A 24604-nucleotide genomic window follows, 5' to 3' on the forward strand; every position below is an offset into this window, starting at 1 on the left:
CCATGGACTTCACGTTCACCGAGGACGAGGACGCCTACCGCCACGAGCTGCGCCGGTTCGCCGCGAAAGTCCTTGCACCGCATTACCAATCCGACGACAAGGCGGCGAAGCTCCGGCCTCAGCTCGTCAGCGACCTGGCGGCGATGGGCTTGACCGGCCTGCGCATCCCGGAACGACACGGCGGCCAGGAAGCCAGCGCGGTCGTCGCCGGGATGGCGGCCGAGGAGGTCGCGCGCGGCGACTTCAACGCTGCTTACCTGATCATCGTCAGCGCGCTGGTCAGCGACATCCTCACCCGCAACGCGACCGAAGAACAGCAGGCCGCGTGGCTGCCGCCGATCGCGTCCGGCGAGGTCGTGCCCGCGTTCTGCATCACCGAGCCCGGGCACGGCACCGACGCCGCGAAGCTGGAGATGAAGGCCGAACCGGACAGCGCCGGCTGGCGGCTTACCGGCGAGAAAACGTCCATCACGCTGGGCATGTCCGCCGACGTCGCGCTCGTGCTCGCCCGCACCGGCGGTCCCGGGGCACGCGGCGTCAGCGCGTTCTGGGTCGAACTGGACGACGCATATGTCTCGCGGGCGGCGTTCGACGATCTCGGCAGCCGGGCGATCGGACGCGCTTCGCTGCACTTCGACGGGCTGCCCGTGCCGCGCGAAGCCTTGGTCGGCGGCGAGGGTCAGGGCTTCGTCTCGGTGATGCAGGGCTTCGATTACTCGCGCGCGATCATCGGGCTCGCTTGCCTTGGCGCGGCTCAGGTTTCGCTGGACGAGGCAGTGCAGTGGGCCCGGGATCGCGAGGCGTTCGGCAGTCCGATCGGGACTTTCCAGGGCGTCGCGTTCCCGCTCGCCGAGCAGGCCGCGTACCTGCGCGGAGCCCGGCATGTTTGCTACGAAGCCTTGTGGCGCAAGGACAACGACGTCGAGCACAGCACCGAAGCGGCGATGGCGAAGTTCTGGGCGCCGAAGCTCGCCGCCGAGACCATCCACCAGTGCCTGCTGACGTTCGGCCACCTCGGTTACTCCAGCGAGAGCCCGATCGGGCAACGGCTGCGTGACGTGATCGGCCTCGAAATCGGCGACGGCACCGCGCAGGTGTCGAAGCTCGTCATCGCGCGAAACCTCCTCGGCCGCGCGTACGCCCCCTAGGGAGACACCATGCTCAAGGACAAAGTCATCATCGTCACTGGCGCGGGCCAGGGCATCGGCCGCGGTATCGCCGAGAAGCTGGCCGCCGACGGCGCGACCGTCGTGGTCAGCGACATCAACGAAGCCACGGCGAAGGAAACCGCCGCTGCGATCGGCGGGATCGGCATCAAGACCGACGTCACCTCCCCGAATCCGTCGCGGCCGCCGTCAAGCGGGTGCACGCGGAGTTCGGCCGGATCGACGTGCTGGTCAACAACGCCGGCTGGGACAAGGCGGGCCCGTTCGTGGAGTCCGACCGCGCGGACTGGGACCGTGTCGTGCAGATCAACCTCTACGGCGTGCTCAACACCTGCCGCGAGGTGCTGCCGGTGATGGCCGAGCAGGGCTTCGGCTCCGTGGTCAACATCGCTTCCGACGCCGGTCGCGTCGGCTCGTCGGGCGAGGCGGTGTACTCGGCGGCGAAGGGCGGCATCATCGCGTTCACGAAGTCGATCGCCCGGGAACTGGCGCGCAGCAAGGTGAACGCCAACGTCGTGTGCCCCGGTCCCGCCGACACCGAACTGTTCGCCTCGCTCGGCGGCGACAACCCGAAGCTGCGCGAAGCGCTGACGAAAGCCATCCCGTTCCGGCGGCTCGCGCAGCCGTCCGACATCGCGAACGTGGTCGCCTTCCTGGCCTCCGACGAGGCCGCCTACGTCACCGGCCAGACCGTCAGCGTCAGCGGCGGCCTCACCATGAGCTGATCCGGAGCCCGCCATGCCGTTCGCGACGATCCTCAACGACGAGACGATCGAAGCCCACACCCGCGCCGGGTACTGGGTGAACCGCACCATCACCGACTACCTCGACGACGCCGCCGCGGCCACGCCGGACAAAACCGCGTTCGTCGATTCCCAGCGCAGCATCAGCTTCGGCCAGCTCAAACGGGAGGTCGACCGATGTGCGCTCGGGCTGCTGGAGCTGGGCGTCCGGCCGGGCGACGTCGTGTCGTTCCAGCTGCCGAACCGGATCGAGTGGATTGTCGTGCACTACGCGGCGAGCCGGATCGGTGCGGTCAGCAACCCGCTCATCCCGATCTACCGGGACCGCGAGGTCGGCTTCATGGTGGCGCTCGCGCGGTCGAAAGTGCTGGTGGTGCCGCAGGAGTTCCGCGGGTTCGACTATCCGGCGATGGTGCGGCGGCTCCGTCCGCGGTGGCCGGATCTGGCGCAGGTGCTGGTGGTCGGCTCGTCCTGGGACGAGTTCGCCGCGACGCCGTGGGAAGAGCGGCGGGAACTGCCGTCGTGGCGACCCGATCCCAACGACGTCACGCTGCTGATCTTCACCTCCGGGACCACCGGCGAACCGAAGGGCGTGATGCACACGCACAACACCGCCGTCGCCGCGAACAACCCGCTCCCCGACCGGCTCGGCATCACCTCCGGCAGCGTGCTGCACATGGCTTCGACGCTCGCCCACCTGACCGGTTTCCTTTACGGCGCACGGCTCGGCGTGCAGAACGGCGCGACCTGCGTACTGCAGGACGTGTGGGATGCCGCGCGATTCGTGGAGCTGGTCGCCGAACACGGCATCACCTACACCTCCGCCGCCACTCCGTTCTTGCACGATCTGCTGTCCGCCCCGAATCTCGCCGACCACGATCTCAGCTCCCTGCAACGGTTCTGCTGCATGGGCGCACCGATCCCCCGGGCGCTCGTGCGGCAGGCCCGGCAGAAGCTGCCCGGCCTCGTCGTGCTCGGCGGCTGGGGGCAAAGCGAGGACGCGCTGGTCACGCTCGGCATCCCGGGCGACCCGGACGACAAGCTGATCGACACCGACGGGTACCCGTGGCCCGGGATGCGGATCCGGGTCGTCGACGCGAACGGGACCGAACTTCCGCCGGGCGCCGAGGGCCGGCTGCAGGTCGCCGGGCCCTTCCTGTTCGTCGGCTACGCGGAACGGCTCGAGCTGGCCAGGGAGAGTTTCACCGGCGACTGGTTCGACACCGGCGACCTCGCGACCATCGACGCCGACGGATACCTCCGCATCGCCGGCCGCACCAAGGACGTGATCATCCGCGGCGGCGAGAACATCCCGGTCGCGTACGTGGAGAACGTCCTTTACGAACACCCGGACGTCGAGGCGGTCGCCGTGGTCGCCGTTCCCGATCCACGCCTGCAGGAACGCGCCTGCGCCTGCCTCGTGCTCAAGCCCGGCGCGCGGTTGGACCTGGAGAAGCTGCGCGGTTTTCTCGCCGAGAAGGGCGTGGCCAAGCAGTACTGGCCCGAGCGTGTGGCACTGTTTCCGGAACTCCCCCGGACCGCCAGCGGCAAAATCCAGAAGTTCCAGCTCCGTGCGCTGGTGGAAAGGCACAACGGGACCGGTCCCGAGCCGGTTCCGTAGCTTCGGGCGCGAGAGAGGGGAGAATCTCGTGTCCCGCAACGATCCTGACTACACCCGCGCCCTCGCGCTGGTCGACGAAGCGCTGTCCCGGCTGCGCGGCCCGATCCGCCGCGAACGACGGCGGCTGCGCTGGGAGCAGTGGCGCCGGCGGCCGTACTACCGCTTCGAACCGGACGGCAAGAAGCCGCAGCTCGTGCATCTGGCCGGACTTCGTGTCACTCCACTGTGGACGACCGTCGGCACCGGGGTCTCCGACGTCGACGTGCGGTACCCGGTGGCCGCGCGCCGCCGGTTCACGATCGGGTGGCGCTGGCTCGTGCGGCACGACTACGACGAGTTCCGCGTGCCGATCTCGCTGGTCGCCGACGCCAGCGGCCAGGCGGTGCTGATCGCGCCGGGCGGCCGGACGTTCGCCGCGGACGAGACCGGCTGGCAAGCCCTGGCCGGGCTGTTGTACACGGAGTACGCCATGCCGCCCGGCGGTCGCTGGTACGGCGCGGGCTGAACTCAGCTCCGCAGCTTCCGACGCAGCGAGAGGCCCGCCCCCAGCGCGGCCATCGACGCGCGCATCGCCCCGCGGCTGAACCGGCTCTCCGTCACGAACTGCCCGGCGCTGCGCAGCGAACCACGCACCTGCGGGTACGCGTATTTCCGCATCTGCCGCTCGTAATCGGCAACCGCGGCCGTCACATCGCCGCCCTGGGAAAGGTTGCGGCACAACACTTGCGCGTCTCGCAGGGCGATGTTCGCGCCGATGCCGCGGAACGGCGTCATGCTGTGTGCGGCGTCGCCGAGCAGGGTGACCGGACCGGTCTCCCACCCGCGGACGGGCACCGACGTGCGGATCGGCAGCATGCTCACCGTGCCGTCCGGCGAATCCCGCACCAGGCGGCTGAACGACGGATGCCAGTCGCGGATCCGGTCCAGGATCAGCGAGCGCAGCTCGGGACCGGACAGTTCGGCGAGGTCGGCCGGGAAATGCGCCGCCTTCGCGCCGTAGGACCACATCACGTAGCTGCCGGTGTTGTCGAACAGCACTGGGTCGACAGTCGCGGTCTCGTCGTTCACCGAAGCCGCCGGAAACTCGTGCGGCGCGGTGAACATCCCGCAGCCGGGCGGGGGCAGCACGAGCGTCGGAGCCGTCGCCAGCTGGTGCGGAATCAGCGCGCTGGACTCAGCGGTCAGCGGGAATTTGCCGATGACGGTGCGGATTCCCGTGTCGACCCGCTTGGCGTGCGGCAGCAACTGCGCGCGGACCCGGGAGCCCGCACCGTCCGCGCCGACCACCAGGTCCGCCTCGGCGGTGGTGCCGTCGGCGAAGTGCAGCACGACGCCTTTGGAGTCGTGCTCGTAGCGCACGAATTCCTTGTCGTACCAGAGGATTCCGTCCAGACCGGACGACAGCACCTGATGCATCGAGATCCGGCTGACCGAATGGTGCGCGGCGGCCGGGTCGGCGCTGGGCGGAGCGTCGAAGATCGCCAGCTCGCGCATGCGCTCGGTCACGAAGCCGAACGTGCCCTCGCTCACCCCCGTGGTGGCCAGGAATCTCTCCCACGCCGCCGGCGGAAGGCATTCGCGCAACGCGGCGGACCCCATCGGCGCGATGTGCACGCGGTAGCCCTGCAGGCGTTCGGTCCGGGTGCGGCTGCGCTCGTACACCGCCACCTCGACGCCAGCCCGCGCCAAGCCGTGCGCCAGGCACAACCCGCCGGTGCCGCCGCCTACCACCGCCACCTTGATCTTGTTCACGGTCACTCCCCTCTCGGTTGCCTGCCGCCATAATTATCCACACGGATGATTGTGTCAACCTTCGGGATGATTAACGGGTCGGTTAGGCTGCGGTGGTGTCCGAGACCACGCCGCGCCGCGCGCCGCGCCCCGCCGAGCGGCAGCGCGATCCCGAACGCACGAAGGCCCGCATCTTCGAGGCGGCGAAGGCCGAGTTCGGCAGCAAGGGGTACGCGGCCGCGCGGGTCAGCGACATCGCGCAGCGCGCGGGGGTCAACAAACAGCTGATCTCGTACTACTTCGGCGGCAAGGAAGGGCTGTACTCCGAGGTCGCCAGCGAACCGTTCGCCGGGTTCGCCGCGATGACGACGCCGGACCGGCCGCTCGCGGACGTGGTCGAGGACTTCGCGAAGGGCGGCCTCGCCGACCAGGACCAGGCCCGGTTGTTCCTGCGGGAGAACATGGCCGAGGGCACGCCGGGCGAAGCGGGCGCGGAGTCGCAGCGCGAGTTCCTGCAGGGGCAACTCGAGTACATGCGGGCGCGACAGGAGGCGGGCGACTTCCCGTCCGAAGTGGACCCGAAAGCGCTGCTGCTGATGCTGATGGCGGCGGCGAGCGCGCCGATGTCGCTTCCGCGGATCGCTGAAGCGCTTACCGGGGAAGATCCGTCGTCAGAGGCGTTTGTGGAGTATTACGCGGAGCAGCTGGCTCGGTTGACCCGACATCTCGCGCGCTGAGCGAAAATCAGGCGGGCGCGCCGAGGACCGCGTCCAGCAGGCCGGGGAACCGCGCCTGCAGTTCAGCTTTTCGCAGCGTGAGAATCCGCTGCGAACCTTGCACCCTGGCATGCAGGATTCCCGCCTCGCGCAGCACCTTCTGATGATGCGAGAAGGTCGACCGGCTCATCTCGAGCCCGGCGTCGGCCTGCAGCCGGGTGCAGTCGGACTCGCCCAGCCGGGCCAGCGCCCGCACCGTGGCCAGCCGTCCTTCGTCGCCGAGCGCGGCCAGCACCCTGGCCAGCCGCAGTTCGCTCGCGTCGGGATGCAGTCCGTCGGTCGTCACGAACCGAGCGTATCCCGCGCCTTCCGCTATGTCGAACTTTCTTGTACTGTTCGATAATCTTCAAACACGTCGAAGTTTATCGAACAACAGGGAAGAGGGTCGCATGGTCGGGTCCGGCCGCCGTCCGCTGCTGCTGCCAGTCGTGCTCGCGGCGATGTTCATGTACGGGTTCGACCTGAACGTCGTCAACGTCGCCGTCCCGTCGCTGCACCGCGACCTGAACGCCGGAGAGGCGGCGCTGGAACTGGTCGTCGGCGGGTACGCGTTCGCCTATGCCGCGGGGCTGGTGACCGGCGGGCGCCTCGGCGACCTGTTCGGCTACCGGCGGATGTTCCTGTCCGGCATGGGCGCGTTCACCGTGGCGTCCGTGCTGTGCGGACTCGCCCAGTCCCCCGGCCAGCTGGTCGGGGCCCGGCTGCTGCAGGGCCTGACCGCGGCGATGATGGTGCCGCAGATCCTGGCCGTGATCACCAGCAGCTTCGCCGCGGCGGAACGGCCCAAAGCGCTGGCCTGGTTCGGCGTGACCGCCGCGGTCAGCGGGGTCTTCGGGCAGGTGCTGGGCGGGCTGCTGCTGAGCGCCGACGTCCTCGGCCTCGGCTGGCGGGTGATCTTCCTGCTCAACGCGCCGGTCGGCATCGTCGTCCTGCTGCTGGCCGCGCGGGTGCTGCCGCGCGCCGCGACCGGCCGGACCGCGGGCCTCGACCCGGTCGGCGTGCTCGGCGTCTCCGGCTCGCTGGCACTCGCGCTGGTCCCGCTGGTGCTGGGGCGAGGCGCGGGCTGGCCGTGGTGGTGCTGGGCGATGCTGGCGTCGTCCGTCCCGGCGGTCCTGCTGAGCCTGGTCCACGAACGACGGCTGCTCGCTCGCGGCGGCGCCCCGCTGCTCGATCTGTCCTTGTTCCAGGTGCGTGGTTTCCGCGCCGGATTGGCGATCAGCGCGGCGTTCATGGCCTCCTTCGCCGGCAGCATTTTCGTCGTCAGCCTCTTGCTGCAGAACGGGCTCGGGCTCGGGGCTTTCGAGGCGGGACTGACGTTCGCGCCGATGGCGCTCGCCGGGGTCGTCGCGCCGCTCGCCGGCAAACGGCTGATCGCCGCGTACGGCCCGGCCAGGACGATCCTGCTCGGCTGCGCGGCCGACCTCGCCGCGCTGGCCGGTCTCGCCGTCCTGTGCCACCTCCGGGGCGGCGCGATCGGAAGCTCGTGGCTGGCGATCGTCCTTGCCTTGCTGGGACTGGGAAACAGCCTGATCCTGCCCGCGTTGCTCGGTGCCACACTGTCCGAAGTGGACTCCCGGCGGGCGGGCATCGCTTCCGGAACGCTCAACACCGCGCAACAGTTCGCCGGCTCGGCCGGGTTGGCGGTCATCGGCACGATTTTCTTCGCCGTACTGGGCGATCGTCCTTCGGGCGTGGCACAGTACGCGTCCGCGACCGAAGTGGCGGCTTGGCTCTGCGCCGTTCTGGTCGTCGCGATGGCGGCACTCACCGCCCTGCTGACCCGGAACCGCACTGTCCCGGAACGGGAGCCCGCGGCGGCGCGAAGCTGACTTGGGCTAACGACGCAACGGAACGAGATCGTCCGCGTGCACGACCTCCCGGCGGTGCTCCACCGGAACCTCGTGGCTGGACCGCCCGATCAGCGCGGGCAGCTCCCCCGCGTCGAAGCCGACCACGCCGCGCGCTACCGGGACGTCCGCGGAATCCACGAGATCGACGACGTCCCCAGCCTCGAAATCCCCTTCCAGGCCGGTGATTCCCGCCGCAAGCAGCGACCGGCGGCGCAGGATCGCCCGCACCGCGCCGTCGTCAAGGCGGAGACGGCCGGAGGTGTCGGCGGCGTAGCCCAGCCAGAACCGGCGGGCGGACAGCCGGGTGTCGGCGGGGGCGAAGGCGGTGCCGACGTTCGCCTCGCGCAACGCCTCCCCGGCGTCGGCGGCCGCGGCCAGCAGCACCGGGATTCCGGCCCCGGCCGCGGTGCGCGCGGCGGAGAGTTTCGAGACCATGCCGCCGGTGCCCAGCCCCGAGGACGACATCCCGACCGCGATGCCCTCCACATCGGACTCGCCGCGCACCTCGGTGATCTTGCGGGTCGCGCCGTCGCGCGGATCGCCGTCGTACAGACCGTCCACATCGGACAGCAGGACCAGTGCGTCCGCGCCGACCAGGTGGGCGACCAAAGCGGCGAGCCGGTCGTTGTCGCCGAAGCGGATCTCTTGCGTGGCAACGGTGTCGTTCTCGTTCACGACCGGCACCGCGCCGAGCGCGAGCAGCCGGGAGAACGTGCGCTGCGCGTTGCGGTAGTGCGAGCGGCGGACGACATCGTCCGAGGTAAGCAGGACCTGGCCGACCGTCAGCGAATAACGGCCGAACGATTCCGCGTACGCGTGTGCCAGCGCGAGCTGCCCGACGCTCGCCGCGGCCTGCTGGGTGGCCAGGTCGCGCGGCCGTTTGCCCAGCCGCAACGGCGCGAGCCCGGCGCCGATCGCGCCCGAGGACACGAGCACGATCTGGGCGTCGCGGGACACGCGGTCCGCGATCGCGTCGACCAGCGCGTCGAGGCGGGCCACGTCGAGCCCGCTTCCCGCGGTGGTCAGCGCCGAGGATCCGACCTTGACGACCAGCCTGCGGGCTTCCGCGATCTCCTGGCGCGTGCCGCTCACCGGTCGCGCTCCGCCTGCTCCTCGTCGTCGTCCCACACGTCGTCGAGTTCTGCGTCGACAGACGGGATTTCCTCGTCGACCAACTCTTCTTCCTCGTCGACCCCGTCGCGGCGGATCCGGCGGGCTTCCTTGCGCTCGGACGCGCTGACGCGGTCGTTGCGCTCCAGCCGGACGTCCGTGCCCCGGCCGGACAGGTGCACCGCCACGCCCGGCGTGGAGGGCTGCCATTCGAACTGGATGTCGCCGATGGTGACCGGGCTGCCCGGCCGCGCGCCGTTCTTCGCGAGCGCTTCCTCGACGCCGAGCCGGTTGAGCCGGTCCGCGAGGTAGCCGACGGCCTCGTCGTTGGCGAAGTTCGTCTGCCGGATCCACCGCTCCGGACGCGAACCGCGGACGATGAACCCGCCCTCCTCCTCCGGATCGCGTTCGACGGTGAACCCGCTGTCGTCGATCGCGAGCGGGTGCAGCACGATCTTCTCCGGCTCCAGCACCGGCTGCGCCTCGCGGTAGGCCTCGACGACCTCCGCCAGCGCGAAGCTCAGCTCCTTCAAGCCCTTGCGCGACGCGGTCGACACCTCGAACACGCGCAACCCGCGCGCCTCCAGGTCGGGGCGCACGAACTCGGCCAGCTCGGCCGCTTCCGGGATGTCGATCTTGTTCAGCACCACCACGCGCGGGCGTTCCTCGAGCTTGCCGCCCAGCCCCGGCGTGTAGCGGGCCAGCTCCTCCTCAAGAGCGTCCACATCGGACAGCGGATCGCGGCCCGGCTCCAGCGTCGCGCAGTCGACCACGTGCACCAGCACGGCGCAGCGTTCGATGTGGCGCAGGAAGTCCAGGCCGAGGCCGCGGCCCTCGGACGCGCCCGGGATCAGGCCCGGCACGTCGGCCATCGTGAACACCGACGATCCGGCCGTGATGACGCCGAGGTTCGGCACCAGCGTAGTGAACGGGTAGTCGGCGATCTTCGGCTTCGCCGCGGACAGCACGGAAATCAGCGACGACTTGCCCGCGGACGGGAAGCCGAGCAGGCCGACGTCGGCGACCGAACGCAGCTCCAGCACCAGGTTGCGGCTCTCGCCCGGCTCGCCGAGCAGCGCGAACCCCGGCGCCTTGCGGGCCTTGGACGCGAGCGCGGCGTTGCCGAGCCCGCCGCGGCCGCCCTGTGCGGCGACGAACCGGGTGCCGGGGTTGGTGAGGTCGGCGACGAGTTCGCCGTCCTCGGTGAACACGACGGTGCCCGGCGGGACCTTCATCTCCAGTCCCTCGCCCGCGGCGCCGTTGCGGTTGCTGCCCATGCCCATTTTCCCGTTGCCGGCGCGGGCGTGCGGGCGGAAATGGAAGTCGAGGAGGGTGTGCACGTTGGCGTCGACGACGAGCGTGACGTCACCGCCGTTGCCGCCGTTGCCGCCGTCCGGGCCGCCGAGCGGCTTGAACTTTTCGCGGTGCACCGAGGCACAGCCGTTTCCCCGTCCCCGGCGGTCAGATGGATGACCGCGCGGTCCACGAACCGGGACGCCATGGGTTTGCCTCACTTCACCTGAAAGCCATAAGAAACAAAAACGGTGCGGACCACGCTGGGTCTGCCAGCGGCCGCACCGTGGGGGTCCGGGGGCTCGGGCCCCCGGGTGACATGTAACGAGCGACGTGGTCCGCGTATTCCGCGGACACACGTCGCCCGTAAGAAAAGCTCGTTACGCCTCGACTGGCACGATGTTGACCGTCTTGCGGCCGCGCTTCGAGCCGAACTCGACCGCACCGGCGGCGAGCGCGAACAGCGTGTCGTCGCCGCCACGGCCGACGTTCACGCCCGGGTGGAACTTGGTGCCCCGCTGGCGGATCAGGATCTCGCCCGCGTTCACCTCCTGGCCGCCGAAGCGCTTCACGCCCAGTCGCTGGGCGTTCGAATCACGACCGTTGCGGGAGCTGGACGCACCCTTCTTGTGAGCCATCGCTCAAGTCCTCTTTCTCGAAGATCCGAAGAACTACTTGGAGATGCCGGTGACCTCGACGCGGGTCAGCTTCTGCCGGTGACCCTGGCGCTTGTGGTAGCCGGTCTTGTTCTTGAACTTGTGGATCCGGATCTTCGGACCCTTGGTCTGCTCGACGACCTTGCCGGTGACCGAGACCTTCGCCAACGCGTCGGCGTCCGTGGTGACCTCGCCACCGTCCACGAACAGCACGGCGGGGAAGGTGTGCTCGGTGCCCGGCTCGCCCTCGAGCTTCTCGACCTCTACGACGTCGCCAACGGCAACCTTGTACTGCTTGCCGCCGGTCTTGACGATCGCGTACGCCGACACGGAAGTCTCCTGCATTACTCGACAATGGGTTAAGGGGCTGGCGCGGCCGGCCCGCCGGGAGGCGGTCCAGGTGCTCGCGCAGCGGCTCATGCTTGCGATGAGCCGTACTACAGGTTACGGGAGGCCCCGGGCGCTGCTGCACCCGGGGTACCCGTGGTGGATCAACTCTGGTCCGAAGCCTTCACCGGAGGCCCCGCCGGACGCGAAGCGGCGCGGCGCGGACGCCGCCGGGTGCTCCGCACGGCCGGGGCCGGGACGTCGACCTCGGGTTCCTCGCCCGCGTCCGCCTCGACGGCCTCGGGCTTGGCTTCGGGCTGCCCGGCTTCGGCTTCCGGCGCGGTCTGGCCGACCACGGGCTGGGGCTCGGGCTGCTGGACGGGGGCCTCCGTCTTCGGCTCCGGCTGCGCGACCGTCTCCGGCTCCTTCGCCTCGACGGGCTCGGCTTCCGGAGCGGGGTGCTCGTGCTTCGCCTTGGACGCGTTGGCCATGGCCTGCACCGCCGACACGACCGACTCGCGCTGCTCCGGCGTCGGGGCCGGGGCCGCCTGCTCCGGCTTGGGCTCGTGGTGCTGCTGCTCCTCGCCCTTGCCGCGGCCGCGGGAACGCCGCGAACTCTTGGTGTCGCCGCCGCCGTGGCTGTGGCCGTTGTGCCCGTTGCCGCCGTTGTGCCCGTTGCCGTTGCCACCGCCGCCGGTGCGCTGCGGTTCGGTGGACACGACGACGCCGCGGCCCTTGCAGTGCTCGCACGGCGTGGAGAACGCCTCGAGCAGCCCGGTGCCGATCTTCTTGCGCGTCATCTGCACCAGGCCCAGCGACGTGACCTCGGCCACCTGGTGGCGCGTGCGGTCGCGGCCGAGGCATTCGGTGAGCCGCCGCAGCACCAGTTCGCGGTTGGACTCGAGCACCATGTCGATGAAGTCGATGACGATGATGCCGCCGATGTCCCGCAGCCGCAGCTGGCGGACGATCTCCTCCGCCGACTCCAGGTTGTTGCGGGTCACCGTCTCCTCGAGGTTGCCGCCCGAGCCGGTGAACTTGCCGGTGTTGACGTCGATGACGGTCATCGCCTCGGTGCGGTCGATGACCAGGTAGCCGCCCGAGGGCAGCCAGACCTTGCGGTCGAGCGCCTTCGTGATCTGCTCGTCGATCCGGTGGTCGGCGAACGCGTCGCCGGTGCCGGTGTAGCGCTTGAGCCGGTCGGCGAGGTCGGGCGCGACGTGCCGCACGTAGCCGTGGATGGTGTCCCACGCGGTCGAGCCCTGGATCTCCAGCTTCGCGAAGTCCTCGGTGAACAGGTCGCGCACGACCTTCACCAGCAGGTCCGGCTCCTCGTACAGCATGGTCGGGGCGCCGCCCTTCTTGGCGGACCCGGCCGAGGCCTTCTCCTTGATGACGTCCCACTGCGCCTTGAGCCGCTGGACGTCGCGGTCCAGTTCCTCCTCGCTGATGCCCTCCGACGCGGTGCGGATGATGACGCCCGCGTCCTCCGGGACGATCCGCTTGAGGATGTCCTTGAGCCTGCGGCGCTCGTTCTCCGGCAGCTTGCGGGAGATGCCGGTGGCCCCGCCGGCCGGGACGTACACGAGGAAGCGGCCGGGCAGCGAGATCTGCGTGGTCAGCCGGGCGCCCTTGTGCCCGACCGGGTCCTTGGTGACCTGCACCAGCACGCTGTCGCCGGTGGACAGCGCCTGCTCGATCTTGCGCGCCTTGCCTTCCAGGCCCGCGGCGTCCCAGTCGACCTCGCCCGCGTAGAGCACGGCGTTGCGGCCGCGGCCGATGTCGATGAACGCGGCCTCCATGCTGGGCAGCACGTTCTGGACGCGGCCGAGGTAGACGTTGCCGACGATCGAGCCGGTGCCCGACGACGTCACGAAGTGCTCGACCAGCACGCCGTCCTCGAGCACGCCGATCTGCGTGGAGTCGCCCTTCTCGGCGACGACCATGGTGCGCTCGACCGACTCGCGGCGGGCGAGGAACTCGGCCTCGGACAGGATCGGGGCGCGGCGGCGGCCCGCCTCGCGGCCGTCGCGGCGGCGCTGGCGCTTGGCCTCCAGCCGCGTGGAGCCGCGGACGCTGCGCACCTCGTCGCGCGCCGGGCGCTCGGCCTCCGCGGCCTTGGCCTGGCGGACGTGCGTGACGGTGTTCGGCGGGTCGTCGCCGCCGGTGGCCTCGGCAGCGTCGTCGTCCCCGCCCTTGCGGCGGCGGCGACGGCGGCGGCGCTTGCTGCCGCTGTCGGACTCGGCGTCGTCGTCGGAGTCCGCGTCGACCTCGCCCGCCTCGTCCGGCTTCTCGGTCTTGTCCTTGGTGTCTTTGGCGTCCTTGCTGTCCTTGGCCTGCTGGTCGTGCTGGCCTTCGGAGGTTTCGTCCTCGTTCTCGGACTGGGCCTCGTCGCCGCCCTTGCCGCGGCCACGACCGCGACGGCCGCGACGGCGGCGGCGACGGCCGCTCGCGTCGTCGCCGTCCTCGTCCGGACGCTCGTCGCGAGCCTCGCCGGAGGTCTCTTCCTCGGCGGTGTCGGCGGCGCGGTCGGTCCGGCCGGGACGTTCGGCCTGCTCAGAGGCCTCGCCGACGCCGAACACCGGTTCGGGCTTGCTGCGCGTCTGCTGCGCGGGCTCGGGCGGCAGGAAGACCGGCGAGGGCGCGGCGAAGACCGGCACGTGCACCGGGCCGCGAGCCGGGGTGGCCTGCTCGGTTTCCTGCTGCTCGGCCGGGATCGCGGGCGCGACGGCCCGGCGGGAGCGACGGGTGCGGGTGCGAGCGGGCTTCTCGCTCTCCTGCTCGGCGGCGGTTTCGGCGGCAGTCTCGGTGGCCGGCTGCTCGGGGGCTGCTCCGGTCTCCTGCGCGCCGCTCGGGGCGGCAGCGCCCTGCTCCGTCTCGGCGTCCGGCGCGGCGGTTTCCGCGGCGGTGCCAGGCGCGGCAGCAGTGTCCTGAGCAGCGGCGTCGCTTCCGGCGACGGCGGCGACGGTGGCTTCCTGCGCGGCCTCGGCGGTCGCGTCCTGCCCGGCCGCTTCGGCGGTCTCCGGCTCGGAAGCTTCGGCGGTTTCGGCGGCCTCCGCGTCGAGGATCACCGCCACGCGGTGCGCGACCTCCTTGGTCACGCTGGACTGCGCGCTGCGGGGGCTCTCCCCCAGCTCGGCGAGCTTGCCGAGCAGGTCGCGGCTGCTCAGGCCGAGCAGCTTGGCCAGTGCGTGCACGCGGATGCGCGGCGGCAGCTCGCCCAGCCTGCTGGTCGTGGGTGCGACGGTATTCCCGCCGGTCTGATCGGCGGGTGTGTCCGCGTTCGACATATGTCTCCTCCGCCCCCGGGCGCGTCAGCCGGTTCGCACCGGTGGTGACGCGGCCGCGCAGGGGCCCTTTCTGTTCCGTGCCCGCCGTGGTGGTGACCAGCGGCGGGAATCCTGCTGGCAGCCGTGCGGTCCGCCGGGTCGGCGGCCGCGCGGTTCCTGGTCTGCTCGGCGGGGTGCCGGCCTGCTCGCGACCCCCGGGCCACCCGCCACGACATCGACCTTGGCCCGGCCTCCCGGGGGCGACGCGCGTGGTGCCGGTCCGGCACTCCTCCGGGCCGCTCACGACGCGAACAGGATGCCCGTCGGCGCAGCGGCCAACGCGAGTATCCCACACCCGGGGGCGCACCTGGTGTAGTCGGTGCCCCGCGGCAGGCGCCCGGGCGCGCCGCGCTCATGCGCCCGGGCGAACTTCCGCGCTTCGCTTGTCGCGCCGGGCCCGGGGTGGTTAGCGTGCGGGCTCGGGCGCTCGCGCGGGCGCCCGGCATAGCCCCGCGCGCGGTGGGAGGTCCGGTGTCTGTGCTGGCGCGGCCGCTGCGCGCGGCCGTGTGCTCCCTCCTGGTCCTCGCCGGCTGCGCGGCGGTTTCCCCGCCGGCCGTGGCGAGTCCGGAGTGCGCCCCCGGCGGGCGGGCGGTGCGCTACGTCGTCGCGTTCGACCGCGGTACCCCGGAATCTTCCGCCCGCCAGCAGGCGAGCGCGAGCTGCGGGCAGCTCGTCGGCTATTACCCGCAGATTTCCGTGGCGGTCGTCACGTCAGCCGATCGGGCGTTTCCGGATCGCGTCGGCCCGGAGCGGGCGTTCAGCGCGCAGGCCACCCGGACGGCCGCCGAACAGCCGGGCGTCGCCGCCGCTCAGCCCGCGCGGTCTCCGCTGCCGCTCAGCGACCCGGCGAAGGTCCCCGCCGCGGACCTGTCCTCTCAGCAATGGGACATGAACCTGATCGGGGCCCCCGCCGCGCACCAGGTCACCGGCGGAAACCGCTCGGTCGTCGTCGGCGTCCTGGACTCCGGTGTCGACCCGAAGCACCCCGACCTCGCCGCCGCGATCGACCCGGGCGATTCCGCCGGCTGCCTCACCGGCGTCCCCGACCAGAGCCCGGCCGCGTGGCAGCCGACGACCTCGGTGCACGGCACGCACGTCGCGGGCATCGTCGCCGCGGCCGACGACGGCAAGGGCGTGACCGGGGTCGCACCGGGCGTGCGGATCGCGTCGGTGAAGGTGATCGACGACCGCGGCTACGCCGATCCGGAGGCGGCGGTCTGCGGGATCATGTGGTCGGCGGCGCGGCATCTGCCGATCACCAACAGCAGCTGGTTCGTGAACCCGTGGTCGCTGTCCTGCGTGCGCGGCAACGACCGCGGCGTGGTGCACGAGGTGCTGGCGCGGGCCGTGGAGTACGCGACCTCGCAGGGCACGCTGAACGTCGCGGCCGCGACCAACGAGGCGGTCGACCTCACGCCCTCGGCCCGCTCGGGTTCGCCGTCCGCCGCCGGGAAGTGCGAGGCGCTGCCCGCCGGGCTGCGGGACGTGGTGACGGCGTCGGCGGTCGGCCCGGACCGGGTGAAGTCGGGCTACAGCTCGTACGGTCTCGGTGTGGTGGATGTCACCGCTCCGGGCGGCGACGACGACCGGTGCGTGGTTTCGACCGTGCCGGGCGGATACGCGCCACTGTGCGGGACGTCGATGGCCGCTCCGCACGTCGCAGGCGTGCTGGCGTTGCTCAAGTCGGTGCATCCCACGTGGACGGCCGCCGAACTGCGCCGCGCGCTGGACTCCCGCGCGACGCCGATGCCGTGCCCGGACAGCTACGACCTGACCGGCGACGGCGCCCAAGACGCGTACTGCTCCGGCTACGACGGATACAACGGCTTCTACGGCCACGGCCTCGTCGACGCCCGGTCCGCGGTGGCGCCCGCGCAAACCGGACTGCCCAGCCCGGCCCGCTGACCAGGCTGGTCCGGCGGGCCCGGCCCCGGGGCCGCAACAAAGACCCGTTCGGACGGCTGGGTGTCGAGCAGCCTTACCGCCCACCGGTTACGAGTCACGTTCGACGGCCGCCGCCCCATGATCCCGCCCGCTGCCCGCCCTGGAAACCCCGTCGGCCAGCGGAATCGCTCGGGCTCGGCGTGCTGCTCTTCTTTCCGGAGATCGGCTTCACGCGGTCCGAAAGCGGCCGTTTCGCCCGCGCCGCACGCGAGCACGATCGGGTCAGGTCAGCAGCAGTTTCGCGATCCTCCTTGTCGCGCCCCAGATCCCGATCCCGGCGAGCACCAGCAGGTACGCCAGGTTGCCCAGCATGCTCCAGGAGAAGATGCCGGTGGCGAGCCCGCGCATCAGCTCGATCCCGTGGTACAGCGGGAAGCAGCGGACCAGCCACTGCAGCGCCTCCGGGTAGACCGTGATCGGGAAGAACGTGGTGGAGAACAGGAACATCGGCATCAGGACGAGCTGGATGTAGTCGAACTGGGACGTCGACTTCAGGAAGCTCACCAGCGTGATGCTGATGGCCGCGAACGCGAACGACACCAGCAGCGCGGCGGGCAGGAGCAGCAAGGCCCACCACGACGTGAGCAGCCCCATGACGCCGGTGACCGCCAGGAACGCGACCGAGTAGAGGCCGCCGCGCATCATCGCCCACGCGATTTCGCCGAGCGCGACGTCGAGCGGGCCGACCGGGGTGGCCAGCATCGCGTCGTACGTCTTCGCGTAGCGCAGTTTGAAGAACAGGTTGTACGTGCACTCGAAGACCGCGCCGTTCATCGCCGACGACGCCAGCAGCGCGGGCGCGACGAACGCGACGTAGCTCATCGGCTGCCCGTCCGGCCCCGGCACGGTGGTGACCAGCTTGCCGAAGCCGACCTGGAACGCGAGCAGGTAGAACAACGGCTCGAGCGCGCCGGACACGAGGATCGTCCACGACCGTCCGTAGACGGTGAGCGCGCGTTCGACCAGCGCGCTCGCGCGGCCGCTGTACATGCCCGCGGGCAGGACGCGGAGCAGAATTCCGCGCCGCTGCGGGAGAATCGGGGCGCTCTGCAGATCGGTCATCACGCCACCAGCCGTCGGTAGAAGCCGCGGTGCGCGATCGCCCAGCCGACCGCGACCAGCACTGCCAGATACACCAGGTGCCCGAGCACGGGCAGCAGGCTGTGCCCGCCGAGCGTGGCGGCGCGGGACAGCTCGGTGCCGTGCCACAGCGGGGAAATCCAGGCGAGCCACCGCAGGTACAGCGGCAGCTGGGCGATCGGGAAGAACGTGCCGGAGAACAGCGTCATCGGGATGACGATGAACCGGAAGATCAGCCCGAACCGCTGTCCCTCGTCGAAGGTCCACGCCGCCAGCGCGGTGATCAGCGATCCGCAGGCGAGCCCGGTGAGCACGCCGACGAGGATCACCAGCAGCGCCCCCGCGTTGGTCCACGCGCCGAACAGCAGCGCGACGAACGCGTAGACCGAGCCGGACAACGCGAGCCGCAGCGTGGTCCAGATCTGGTGCCCGCCGAGGACCTGGCCTGGCGACACCGGCGTCGCGGTGACTGCCAAATAGTCCTTCTGCCACTTGAATCCGCTGAGGACGGGATAGCTCGACTCGCTGACCCCCTGCTGTGCCGCGCCGGCCACGAGCAGCGCCGGGGCGACGTACACCAGGTACGACACGCCGCCGGTCGCCGGACCGGCTTGGACCTGCGAGCCGAAACCGAGCCCCATCGCGGCGAGGAACAGCACCGGTTGCAGACCGGTGGAGTAGAGCGTGCTGAGCCAGTGCCTGCGGTACCAGGTCCAGTAGCCCTCGACGCGCAGCCAGGCGCCGTGGAACCGGCCGACCACGCGGCCGGTGGCGGGGGTGGGTGCGGGGGTCATCAGTCCACCAGCGTCCGGCCGGTGAGGCGGAGGAAGACGTCCTCCAGCGAACTGCGCCGCACGAGACTCGACAGCGGGCGCAGACCGCGTTCGTGGACGCGCTCCAGGGTGGTCTCGCCGGTCATCGTGTAGAGCAGCACGCGGTCCGGGAGGACCTCGACGCGTTCGGCCAGCCCGTCGAGCCGGTCGGCCGCACCCTGCTGCTCCCCCGGCGCGAACCGCAGCTCGACGACCTCCCGGGTGGAGTGCCGGGCGATCAGGTCGGCGGGCGAGCCTTCGGCGGCGATCCGGCCGCCGTCCATGACGACCAATCGGTCGCACAGCTGCTCGGCTTCATCCATGTAATGAGTAGTGACGATGAGCGTGGTGCCGCGGGCTTTGAGCCGGAAAAGCCTGTCCCACAACAGATGCCGCGCCTGCGGGTCGAGGCCGGTGGTCGGTTCGTCGAGCAGCAGCAGCTCCGGGTCGTTGACCAGCGACCGCGCGATGGTGAGCCGCCGCTTCATGCCGCCGGACAGCGAATCGACCGGTTTCTCCGCACGGTCGGACAGCTGCGCGAACTCCATCAGCTCGACCGCCTTGCGCCGCACGTGCGCGCGGGAGAGGCCGAAATAGCGGCCGTACACGTGCAGGTTCTGCCGGACGGTCAGCTCGACGTCGAGATTGTCCTCCTGCGGCACCACGCCGAGCCGCGCGCGGATCTTCGGCCCGTCGACGTCCGGGTCCATGCCGAGGACGCGCAGATCGCCGTCGGTGCGCGGAGACACGCACGCGATCATCCGCATCGTCGACGACTTCCCGGCGCCGTTGGGCCCGAGGAAGCCGAACGCCTCCCCTGGCCGCACCTCGACGTCGATGCCGCGGACTGCCTCGAATTCTCCGAACCGTTTGACCAGCGCCTTCGCTTGCACGAGCGCTGGTTCCGTCGCCGACTCTCCCACGAGGAACGACAGTAGAGGGAGGGACCGACAATTCTCGACCGGTTTCCTCAGCGGAGCGTTTCGATCGCCCGCCACAACGTCTTCCGGCAGCGGTCCAGCTCGTCGTGCCCGACCGCGCCGGCCATCCGGGCTTCCAGCGCGCGGACGGCTTCCGCCGCCGTTTCCGCCAGATCCCGGCCCGCCGCGGTGAAATCGACGAGTTTCGCGCGGGCGTCGGCGGGATCGTCGCGGCGTTCGAGGTAGCCCCAGGCGACGAGTTCGTCGATCACCGGCCCGGTCGTCTGCTTGGTCGTCCCGAGCAGCCGGGCGATGACGACCGCTCGCGCCGGTCCGTCCTCCAGAGCGGCGAACACCCGCAGGTGGACCGCGCGGATCCGGTCGTCCCGCCGCTGCACCGCGGCGAGGACCCCGGCGGTCACCGCCTGGGCGAGCCGCCGGGCCAGCGCGCCGAGCCTCGACGAACCGGTCAGCGCGGCCAGGGCGAGCGGCTCCTGCGGGGTGCTCGTTGACATACCCGTCAGGCTACCTTACTTTTTTGGTCAGGTTACCTGACTGATTGGAGGCCCGGTCATGCTGCTCTCCCTCGCGGGTCCGCACGCCCGTTCCCGGCTGCTCGGCTCGCTCCTCGCGTTGTCGGCGGCGACCCACGTCAGCCAGCTGGCCGTCTACGGAACCGCTTCGGACACGGTCGGATCAGCGGCCTTCGGGGTCCTTTACGCGGCGATCGCGGCCGGGGTGTTCCGGCGGGCGCGGCCCGCGTTCCTCGCCGCCGCGATCTTCCCGGCGATCGGCGGGCTGCTGGGGATTTACCGGCTGATCGCCGTCCACCCCAACCCGTTCAGCGTGTTCCATCCGATCCTCGACGTCGTGATCGTCCCGCTCGCGATCCTGCTGTGGCGCGGCACCGCGCGGAAATAGCGGGGCGGCCCGAAGACCGCCCCGCCAGTACCAACTCAGCGCACTGTCACCGGCACCGACTGGGAAACCCCGTTCACCGTCACCGAGATCTGCGCCGTCCCCGGTCGCAGCCCTCGCACCGTGCCGGTGGCCGGGTCCAGCGACACCACGTCCCACGGCGCGGGCGGCCAGCTGCCGATGTGCACCCCGCGTCCGCCCCAGGCCGCGCTCACCGGGTAGGCCACCGGAATCGAGCGGCCCTCCTGCGTCACCGCGGCAGTCACCTTTCCGGTGCCGCCCCACGGCAGGGTGCCAGGGCCGGTCACGGTCAGCGCATCGACGTTCGGACGCGTCTCGAAGCGCACCGGCTGACTGCGGTCCGCCGGGTTGACCTGCAGCAGGGTCCAGCCGACGAAACCACCGTCGCCCGGACCGGCGGCGGGGGTCTTGCCCGAGTTGCCGTTCACCAGATACGGCACGCCGTCCGTCCGCGACAGACCGAATACGCCCGCGTGCGAAGCCACCGAGGCAGCCGGTTTGCCGGACTTCTCCTCGAAACCGGTCAGCCACGTCTGCAGCAACGCGGCCTCCTTCCGGTCTCCCAGCTGCGAATTCCCGGTCGGGCTCGGGTCCTTCACCGGGTGGTGCATCGCGACGACCACGCCGCGCACCGAACGGTCTTGCGCGGCGCTGTCCAGGGCCTCGCGCATCATGCGGACCTGGTCGAACCCGCCCGCGCGCAGCGAGCCGCGCGAGGAGTCCATCAGGATCAGCCGTACGCCGTGCACGTCGACCACGCGGTGCGTTTCCCCGAAAGCGGCCTGGAAATTCTTCAGGCCGTCGCCGCCCTCGGCTTCGTGGTTGCCGGGGACGTAGTACCAGGGGACGCGGCCGTCCAGCTCCTCGGTGATGATCTTGCGCGCGAGCACGAAGTCCGGTGCCGTGCCGCGGTCCACGAAGTCGCCGTTGATGAGGACGAGGTCCGGTTTCGCGGCGACGGCTTCGCGCAGCGCGCGGCGTGCCTGGGCGACCAGCGGGCCGTCCGGGGCGTCGGCGGTGAACTGGGCGTCGCTGACGACCGCGACCTTCAGGCCGCCCTTGCCGAGCGTTCCGTTGGTGACGAGCGACGGGTCCGGGACGGCCGGATCGTGCGGCACGGTCGTGGTCGGCGCGACCTCGAAGGTGAGGTCGTTGAAGACCAGCTTGCCCTCGTATTGCTTGCCTGCCACGGTTTCCACCGCATAGAAGCGGGTGAACCGCTGTCCGTCCGGCAGTCCGGCGGGCACCGCGGCGGTCACGTATCGCCAGCCGGTCCAGTCCACGTTGCGTGAAAGGTCCACAATGGACGCGGTGTTGGCGCCGTCGCGGAGTTCCGCGCGGATCCAGGCACCCTTGCCGTCGCCGTTGATCCACATGCCGATCTTCTGCGTGCCGGCCGGCACCGGGATCGGGTTGGCGGCATTGACGTACGCGGCGCGAGTCGCGGTCGTGCCGGTGAGCCGGTAGTCAAGCGCCAAGCCCTTGCCGCCGTTGCGGCCGTCCGCCGACGAAAGCGCCGCACCGACGACGGCCGGGTACACGGTGGCGGACCAGCCCTCCGGACCGGCCAGCGGAGCCGCGACGCGCGCTTCGGTGCCCACCGAAGCCGCCAGGTGCATGGTCTGCCCGCCTGCGTGCACGGTGACGGCAGTGGCCCCGGACGCGGCCTTCGCGGTGACAGCGAAACCCTTGCCCGACGGCTCGATCTTCACCACGGCGGGGTCGTATTCGAGCTTCACGTCCGACGGTTCGATCCAGGTGCCGTACCCGTCCGCGTCGTAGCCGTAGACCTGAAACTCGCCGCGCGCGTCGGACCCGGACAGCGCGACCTGCTTGGTGCTCGCGCCGAGGCGGACCGGCTTGCCCAGCACGGTCAGCTTCGTGCTGCCCTTCACGAAGTTCTGGTGCGCGGTAACAGTCACGTCGGCTCGCGCGTCGGGGTGCAGGAAGTCCGGCTGCGCGGTGAAGACGTTCTTCGTGACGGTGCCGCGGAACGGGTTCGACGTGGTCCAGAACGGCTTGGAGGCCACCGCTGCACCGGTCTCGTCGTGTCCGTTCGGCACGAGCGCGCGGCTCAGGCCGGACAGCACGCGGGTCGAGTTGTCGCCCTCCTGCGCGGGGGCGGGCGCGAAGCCGGTCAACCGTCCACTGCCGGGAACGGTCGCGACGCCGATGCCGTTGGGCACCAAGCGTTCCCCGCCGTCCGAAGGCGAGTTACGCACCGACGGCGCGGCCTCTCCCTCGCCACGCGCGAGCAGCGTCGAGGAACCGCCGCCGTCGAGGTTGATCGCGTCGTTGGCACCGAGCCGCTTCAGCTGCCGAGCCATCTCCAGCTCGGTCATCCCGCGACTGTCGGCCTGACGGCCGTCGACGGTGACGAGCCACATCCGCTTGCCGTCCGCGGAGAAGCCGACGCCCGTACGCGGCGCGAGGGTGACGTCGTCGAGTTGCTGGAGCTGTCCGTCCTTCAGCAGCGTCTTGTTGCCGCCGACCGCGACGGCGATCTTCCCTGCGTCAGACCGTGGCGCGTACGAAACGCCTACGCGGTCCCCAACGTGCAACGCGGACAACGCGTCCGCGCCAGCCTCACGGCCGAGCAGCAGCGTGCTACCGGCCGGAATCGGGCCGTCCGCGGGCTTCGGACGCACCTGCGTCACTACGCCGTCTCGGATCTCGACCTCGACGACGCGCTGCGCGCCAGCAACCGATGTCGCGCGCGCCGAAGCGCCCCAGAGCGGCGTGTAGACGCCGAGAGCGTCCTTCGCGAGCACCGGGCTGTTGAAGTTCGTAGCGGGGACAGCGCGACCGTCCGGCAGCGTGACCGACGCTTCGAGGAAGATGTCGGCGAGCTTCGCGCGTCCCTCGGCGGTGATCGCGGCGGTGGTGTTGTGGCCGGACGCGGGCGCGTTGTGCAGCTCGCCTTTGTCGATGCCGACGCCGAGCGGCGCGCCGGAGGCGTTGATGTCGAAGAAGTCGCCGTTGACGCCCGCGACCGCACCGGCGCGAGCGACCTGCTGAGACAGCGGGGTGCGCGCGGAAACGGTGCCCGGGCTGAGGTAAGTCGGCTTCAGGACCTTGCTGGTGAGGTCGACGCTCAGTGCGTCGCCGCGGATCCAGCCCTTCGGGTCGAAGCGGTCGAACTGGGTGAGGTTCAGACCAGGCGCCACCGTGTTGGTGGCGCTGCTGGTCTCGAGCCCGTCGTCGGCGACGGGCGCCGCGGCGATGGCCGGAGCCTCACGGGCGGAAGAGAAGGCGAGCGCGCTCTCGACCGGCGGCGGGCCGAGCGGAGCGGAGAGCGGGTCGGCTTGTGCCGGAGTGGCCAGCGGCAGCGTCAGCAGGACGCCGAGCAGCACGGATCTTGATCTTTTCACCAGGTACCCCACGATCGCGAAAATGGCTTAGGCCAGCCAAATCCATCGGCGCGACCGCCGGAAGTCCCGGCGGTGAACGGGACCTGAATGGCGCAAGATTACTAATCCGACCAAAAGTAGGCCGCCCCCTGCGCGGCACGTAACCGTAGCTACGAAAGCCATTCGGCCGTGGCTGTGGTCGGATTAGTAATGATCGGCACAGTATCCGCTCAAGGGGTCATGCGCGCGGCGAGAAACTCCTTCGCGACGCCCTCGTCCCCCGTGATGTCCGGCTGAAGGTCGGTGCGATTCCACAACAGCACCAGCAAATCCCGCGCGGGCGCCGCGACCGTAGCCACCGCTTCGCCCTCGCCCAGCTCGGGCGGTTCTCCGGGCACGACCGTCCACGCGTGCCCGGTGTCGGTGGCACGCAAGGTGATCGGCGCGGCAAGCGGAACCTCGTGCTTCCAGCGAGCGACGCGCGGCAGCATCGTGCCGAGGACTTCGTGGACCCCATCGGCGGCGATCAGCGGGTCAAGCTGCGCTGCTGCGCCGCGTGCGCCGAACAAATCGACCAGATGGACGGCCGTTTCGTGCACCTGACGGCGGAACCAGAACGCCTTCGTCTTCGCCGCGGCGCCGAAAACCCAGCACGGGTCGGCGGGATCGGCCGCTTCGAGCGCCTCCAGCAGCTTGGCGGCGCTCTCGGCGTACCAGGGCGCGAGGTCCCCGCTCGGCGAGACGTCGAACTCCTGCTGGCTCAGCTCGCCGGTGCGGACGATCCCGGCGGCCCACCGGTGCACGTTCCCGAGGTGCGTGACGAGGTCGCGTTTGGTCCAGTCGCCGCAGTACGGCACCGGATTGCCGAGGTCGCCAGCGGCTTCCGCGGCGAACGCCCCGGTGAGCGAGCGGAGGTGCGGGAGATAGTCGTGGGGCGGCAGCGGCAGAGCGGTCACC

Annotated in this window: 19 protein-coding genes and 2 pseudogenes; 8 read left to right on the top strand and 13 right to left on the bottom strand. The window is 70.8% G+C overall.

Annotated elements, in window-relative coordinates; genetic code table 11:
* Positions 1 to 2: 2 nt before the first annotated feature.
* The 4 genes and pseudogenes from RPX00_RS46335 (at position 3) to RPX00_RS46350 (ending at position 4035) form a co-directional block, all read left to right on the top strand.
* Entirely contained in the window at positions 3 to 1148 is a 1146-nt protein-coding gene (locus RPX00_RS46335) for an acyl-CoA dehydrogenase family protein (RefSeq protein ID WP_406635630.1), read from the top strand.
* 9 nt (positions 1149 to 1157) lie between these two features.
* Positions 1158 to 1891: pseudogene (locus RPX00_RS46340) on the top strand (SDR family NAD(P)-dependent oxidoreductase).
* 13 nt (positions 1892 to 1904) lie between these two features.
* Positions 1905 to 3530: an AMP-binding protein gene (locus RPX00_RS46345; protein WP_406635632.1), complete on the top strand. Its 1626-nt coding sequence runs from the start codon at positions 1905 to 1907 to the stop codon at positions 3528 to 3530.
* A 28-nt stretch (positions 3531 to 3558) separates the two neighbouring features.
* Positions 3559 to 4035, top strand: a complete 477-nt coding sequence (locus RPX00_RS46350) for a hypothetical protein (protein ID WP_406635633.1) — start codon at positions 3559 to 3561, stop codon at positions 4033 to 4035.
* A gap of 2 nt (positions 4036 to 4037) precedes the next feature.
* Here RPX00_RS46350 and RPX00_RS46355 read toward each other — a convergent pair whose 3' ends face one another.
* The gene (locus tag RPX00_RS46355; protein ID WP_406635635.1) at positions 4038 to 5282 is read right to left on the bottom strand and encodes an FAD-dependent oxidoreductase; all 1245 of its coding nucleotides are present in this window, start codon (positions 5280 to 5282) and stop codon (positions 4038 to 4040) included.
* A gap of 95 nt (positions 5283 to 5377) precedes the next feature.
* On the opposite strand from RPX00_RS46355, the gene RPX00_RS46360 reads away from it, so the two are divergent.
* On the top strand, positions 5378 to 5998 hold the full coding sequence (locus RPX00_RS46360; protein WP_406635637.1) for a TetR/AcrR family transcriptional regulator: 621 nt from the start codon (positions 5378 to 5380) through the stop codon (positions 5996 to 5998).
* Positions 5999 to 6005: 7 nt separating this feature from the next.
* Here the strand turns inward: RPX00_RS46360 and RPX00_RS46365 are convergent, their stop codons facing one another.
* Positions 6006 to 6323: an ArsR/SmtB family transcription factor gene (locus RPX00_RS46365; RefSeq protein WP_406635639.1), complete on the bottom strand. Its 318-nt coding sequence runs from the start codon at positions 6321 to 6323 to the stop codon at positions 6006 to 6008.
* 103 nt (positions 6324 to 6426) lie between these two features.
* On the opposite strand from RPX00_RS46365, the gene RPX00_RS46370 reads away from it, so the two are divergent.
* Positions 6427 to 7866 (top strand): MFS transporter, encoded by a 1440-nt coding sequence (locus tag RPX00_RS46370; protein WP_406635641.1) that lies wholly within the window; start codon positions 6427 to 6429, stop codon positions 7864 to 7866.
* Between the two features lie 6 nt (positions 7867 to 7872).
* Here the strand turns inward: RPX00_RS46370 and proB are convergent, their stop codons facing one another.
* From proB to RPX00_RS46395, 5 genes and pseudogenes are all read right to left on the bottom strand, one after another.
* Positions 7873 to 8979, bottom strand: a complete 1107-nt coding sequence (gene proB / locus RPX00_RS46375) for a glutamate 5-kinase (RefSeq protein WP_406635643.1) — start codon at positions 8977 to 8979, stop codon at positions 7873 to 7875.
* Positions 8976 to 10498 (bottom strand): annotated as a pseudogene (gene obgE, locus RPX00_RS46380) (GTPase ObgE). The gene proB and the pseudogene obgE overlap by 4 nt, the downstream one beginning before the upstream one ends.
* A 172-nt stretch (positions 10499 to 10670) precedes the next feature.
* Positions 10671 to 10928, bottom strand: coding sequence for a 50S ribosomal protein L27 (gene rpmA / locus RPX00_RS46385; RefSeq protein ID WP_009081082.1), 258 nt, complete (start codon positions 10926 to 10928; stop codon positions 10671 to 10673).
* Positions 10929 to 10961: 33 nt separating this feature from the next.
* A complete protein-coding gene (gene rplU / locus RPX00_RS46390) occupies positions 10962 to 11276 on the bottom strand; it encodes a 50S ribosomal protein L21 (protein ID WP_009081084.1) in 315 nt (104 codons plus the stop codon).
* A gap of 161 nt (positions 11277 to 11437) precedes the next feature.
* A complete protein-coding gene (locus RPX00_RS46395) occupies positions 11438 to 14563 on the bottom strand; it encodes a translation initiation factor IF-2 N-terminal domain-containing protein (protein ID WP_406635646.1) in 3126 nt (1041 codons plus the stop codon).
* Positions 14564 to 15073: 510 nt separating this feature from the next.
* On the opposite strand from RPX00_RS46395, the gene RPX00_RS46400 reads away from it, so the two are divergent.
* A complete protein-coding gene (locus tag RPX00_RS46400) occupies positions 15074 to 16507 on the top strand; it encodes a S8 family peptidase (RefSeq protein WP_406635648.1) in 1434 nt (477 codons plus the stop codon).
* Between the two features lie 261 nt (positions 16508 to 16768).
* Here RPX00_RS46400 and RPX00_RS46405 read toward each other — a convergent pair whose 3' ends face one another.
* From RPX00_RS46405 to RPX00_RS46420, 4 genes are read right to left on the bottom strand one after another with little or no spacing between them, the layout of a single operon-like run.
* Positions 16769 to 17608, bottom strand: a complete 840-nt coding sequence (locus RPX00_RS46405) for an ABC transporter permease (protein WP_406635650.1) — start codon at positions 17606 to 17608, stop codon at positions 16769 to 16771.
* A complete protein-coding gene (locus tag RPX00_RS46410; protein ID WP_406635652.1) occupies positions 17608 to 18420 on the bottom strand; it encodes an ABC transporter permease in 813 nt (270 codons plus the stop codon). Before RPX00_RS46410 ends, RPX00_RS46405 begins: the two co-directional genes overlap by 1 nt.
* Complete coding sequence (locus RPX00_RS46415; RefSeq protein ID WP_406635654.1) at positions 18420 to 19361, bottom strand: ABC transporter ATP-binding protein; 942 nt, start codon at positions 19359 to 19361, stop codon at positions 18420 to 18422. The genes RPX00_RS46410 and RPX00_RS46415 overlap by 1 nt, the downstream gene beginning before the upstream one ends.
* 47 nt (positions 19362 to 19408) lie before the next feature.
* A complete protein-coding gene (locus tag RPX00_RS46420; RefSeq protein ID WP_406635656.1) occupies positions 19409 to 19873 on the bottom strand; it encodes a MarR family winged helix-turn-helix transcriptional regulator in 465 nt (154 codons plus the stop codon).
* A gap of 58 nt (positions 19874 to 19931) precedes the next feature.
* On the opposite strand from RPX00_RS46420, the gene RPX00_RS46425 reads away from it, so the two are divergent.
* Positions 19932 to 20279 (top strand): hypothetical protein, encoded by a 348-nt coding sequence (locus RPX00_RS46425; protein WP_406635658.1) that lies wholly within the window; start codon positions 19932 to 19934, stop codon positions 20277 to 20279.
* A 35-nt stretch (positions 20280 to 20314) separates the two neighbouring features.
* Here the strand turns inward: RPX00_RS46425 and RPX00_RS46430 are convergent, their stop codons facing one another.
* Together RPX00_RS46430 and RPX00_RS46435 are read right to left on the bottom strand one after the other, a co-directional pair.
* On the bottom strand, positions 20315 to 23650 hold the full coding sequence (locus RPX00_RS46430; protein WP_406643325.1) for a phosphodiester glycosidase family protein: 3336 nt from the start codon (positions 23648 to 23650) through the stop codon (positions 20315 to 20317).
* 227 nt (positions 23651 to 23877) lie between these two features.
* Positions 23878 to 24603 (bottom strand): maleylpyruvate isomerase family mycothiol-dependent enzyme, encoded by a 726-nt coding sequence (locus tag RPX00_RS46435; RefSeq protein WP_406635660.1) that lies wholly within the window; start codon positions 24601 to 24603, stop codon positions 23878 to 23880.
* Between the last annotated feature and the right edge of the window lies 1 nt (position 24604).

The organism is Amycolatopsis sp. WGS_07, from assembly GCF_045278895.1.
Classification (GTDB): domain Bacteria; phylum Actinomycetota; class Actinomycetes; order Mycobacteriales; family Pseudonocardiaceae; genus Amycolatopsis.

Bases quoted from the DNA above. Each gene is read 5' to 3' on its own strand.
- RPX00_RS46335 (WP_406635630.1), top strand. From the start codon at position 3: ATGGACTTCACGTTCACCGAGGACGAGGACGCCTACCGCCACGAGCTG.
- RPX00_RS46345 (WP_406635632.1), top strand. From the start codon at position 1,905: ATGCCGTTCGCGACGATCCTCAACGACGAGACGATCGAAGCCCACACC.
- RPX00_RS46370 (WP_406635641.1), top strand. From the start codon at position 6,427: ATGGTCGGGTCCGGCCGCCGTCCGCTGCTGCTGCCAGTCGTGCTCGCG.
- rpmA (WP_009081082.1), bottom strand. From the start codon at position 10,928: ATGGCTCACAAGAAGGGTGCGTCCAGCTCCCGCAACGGTCGTGATTCG.
- RPX00_RS46395 (WP_406635646.1), bottom strand. From the start codon at position 14,563: ATGTCGAACGCGGACACACCCGCCGATCAGACCGGCGGGAATACCGTC.
- RPX00_RS46405 (WP_406635650.1), bottom strand. From the start codon at position 17,608: ATGACCGATCTGCAGAGCGCCCCGATTCTCCCGCAGCGGCGCGGAATT.
- RPX00_RS46410 (WP_406635652.1), bottom strand. From the start codon at position 18,420: ATGACCCCCGCACCCACCCCCGCCACCGGCCGCGTGGTCGGCCGGTTC.
- RPX00_RS46420 (WP_406635656.1), bottom strand. From the start codon at position 19,873: ATGTCAACGAGCACCCCGCAGGAGCCGCTCGCCCTGGCCGCGCTGACC.
- RPX00_RS46425 (WP_406635658.1), top strand. From the start codon at position 19,932: ATGCTGCTCTCCCTCGCGGGTCCGCACGCCCGTTCCCGGCTGCTCGGC.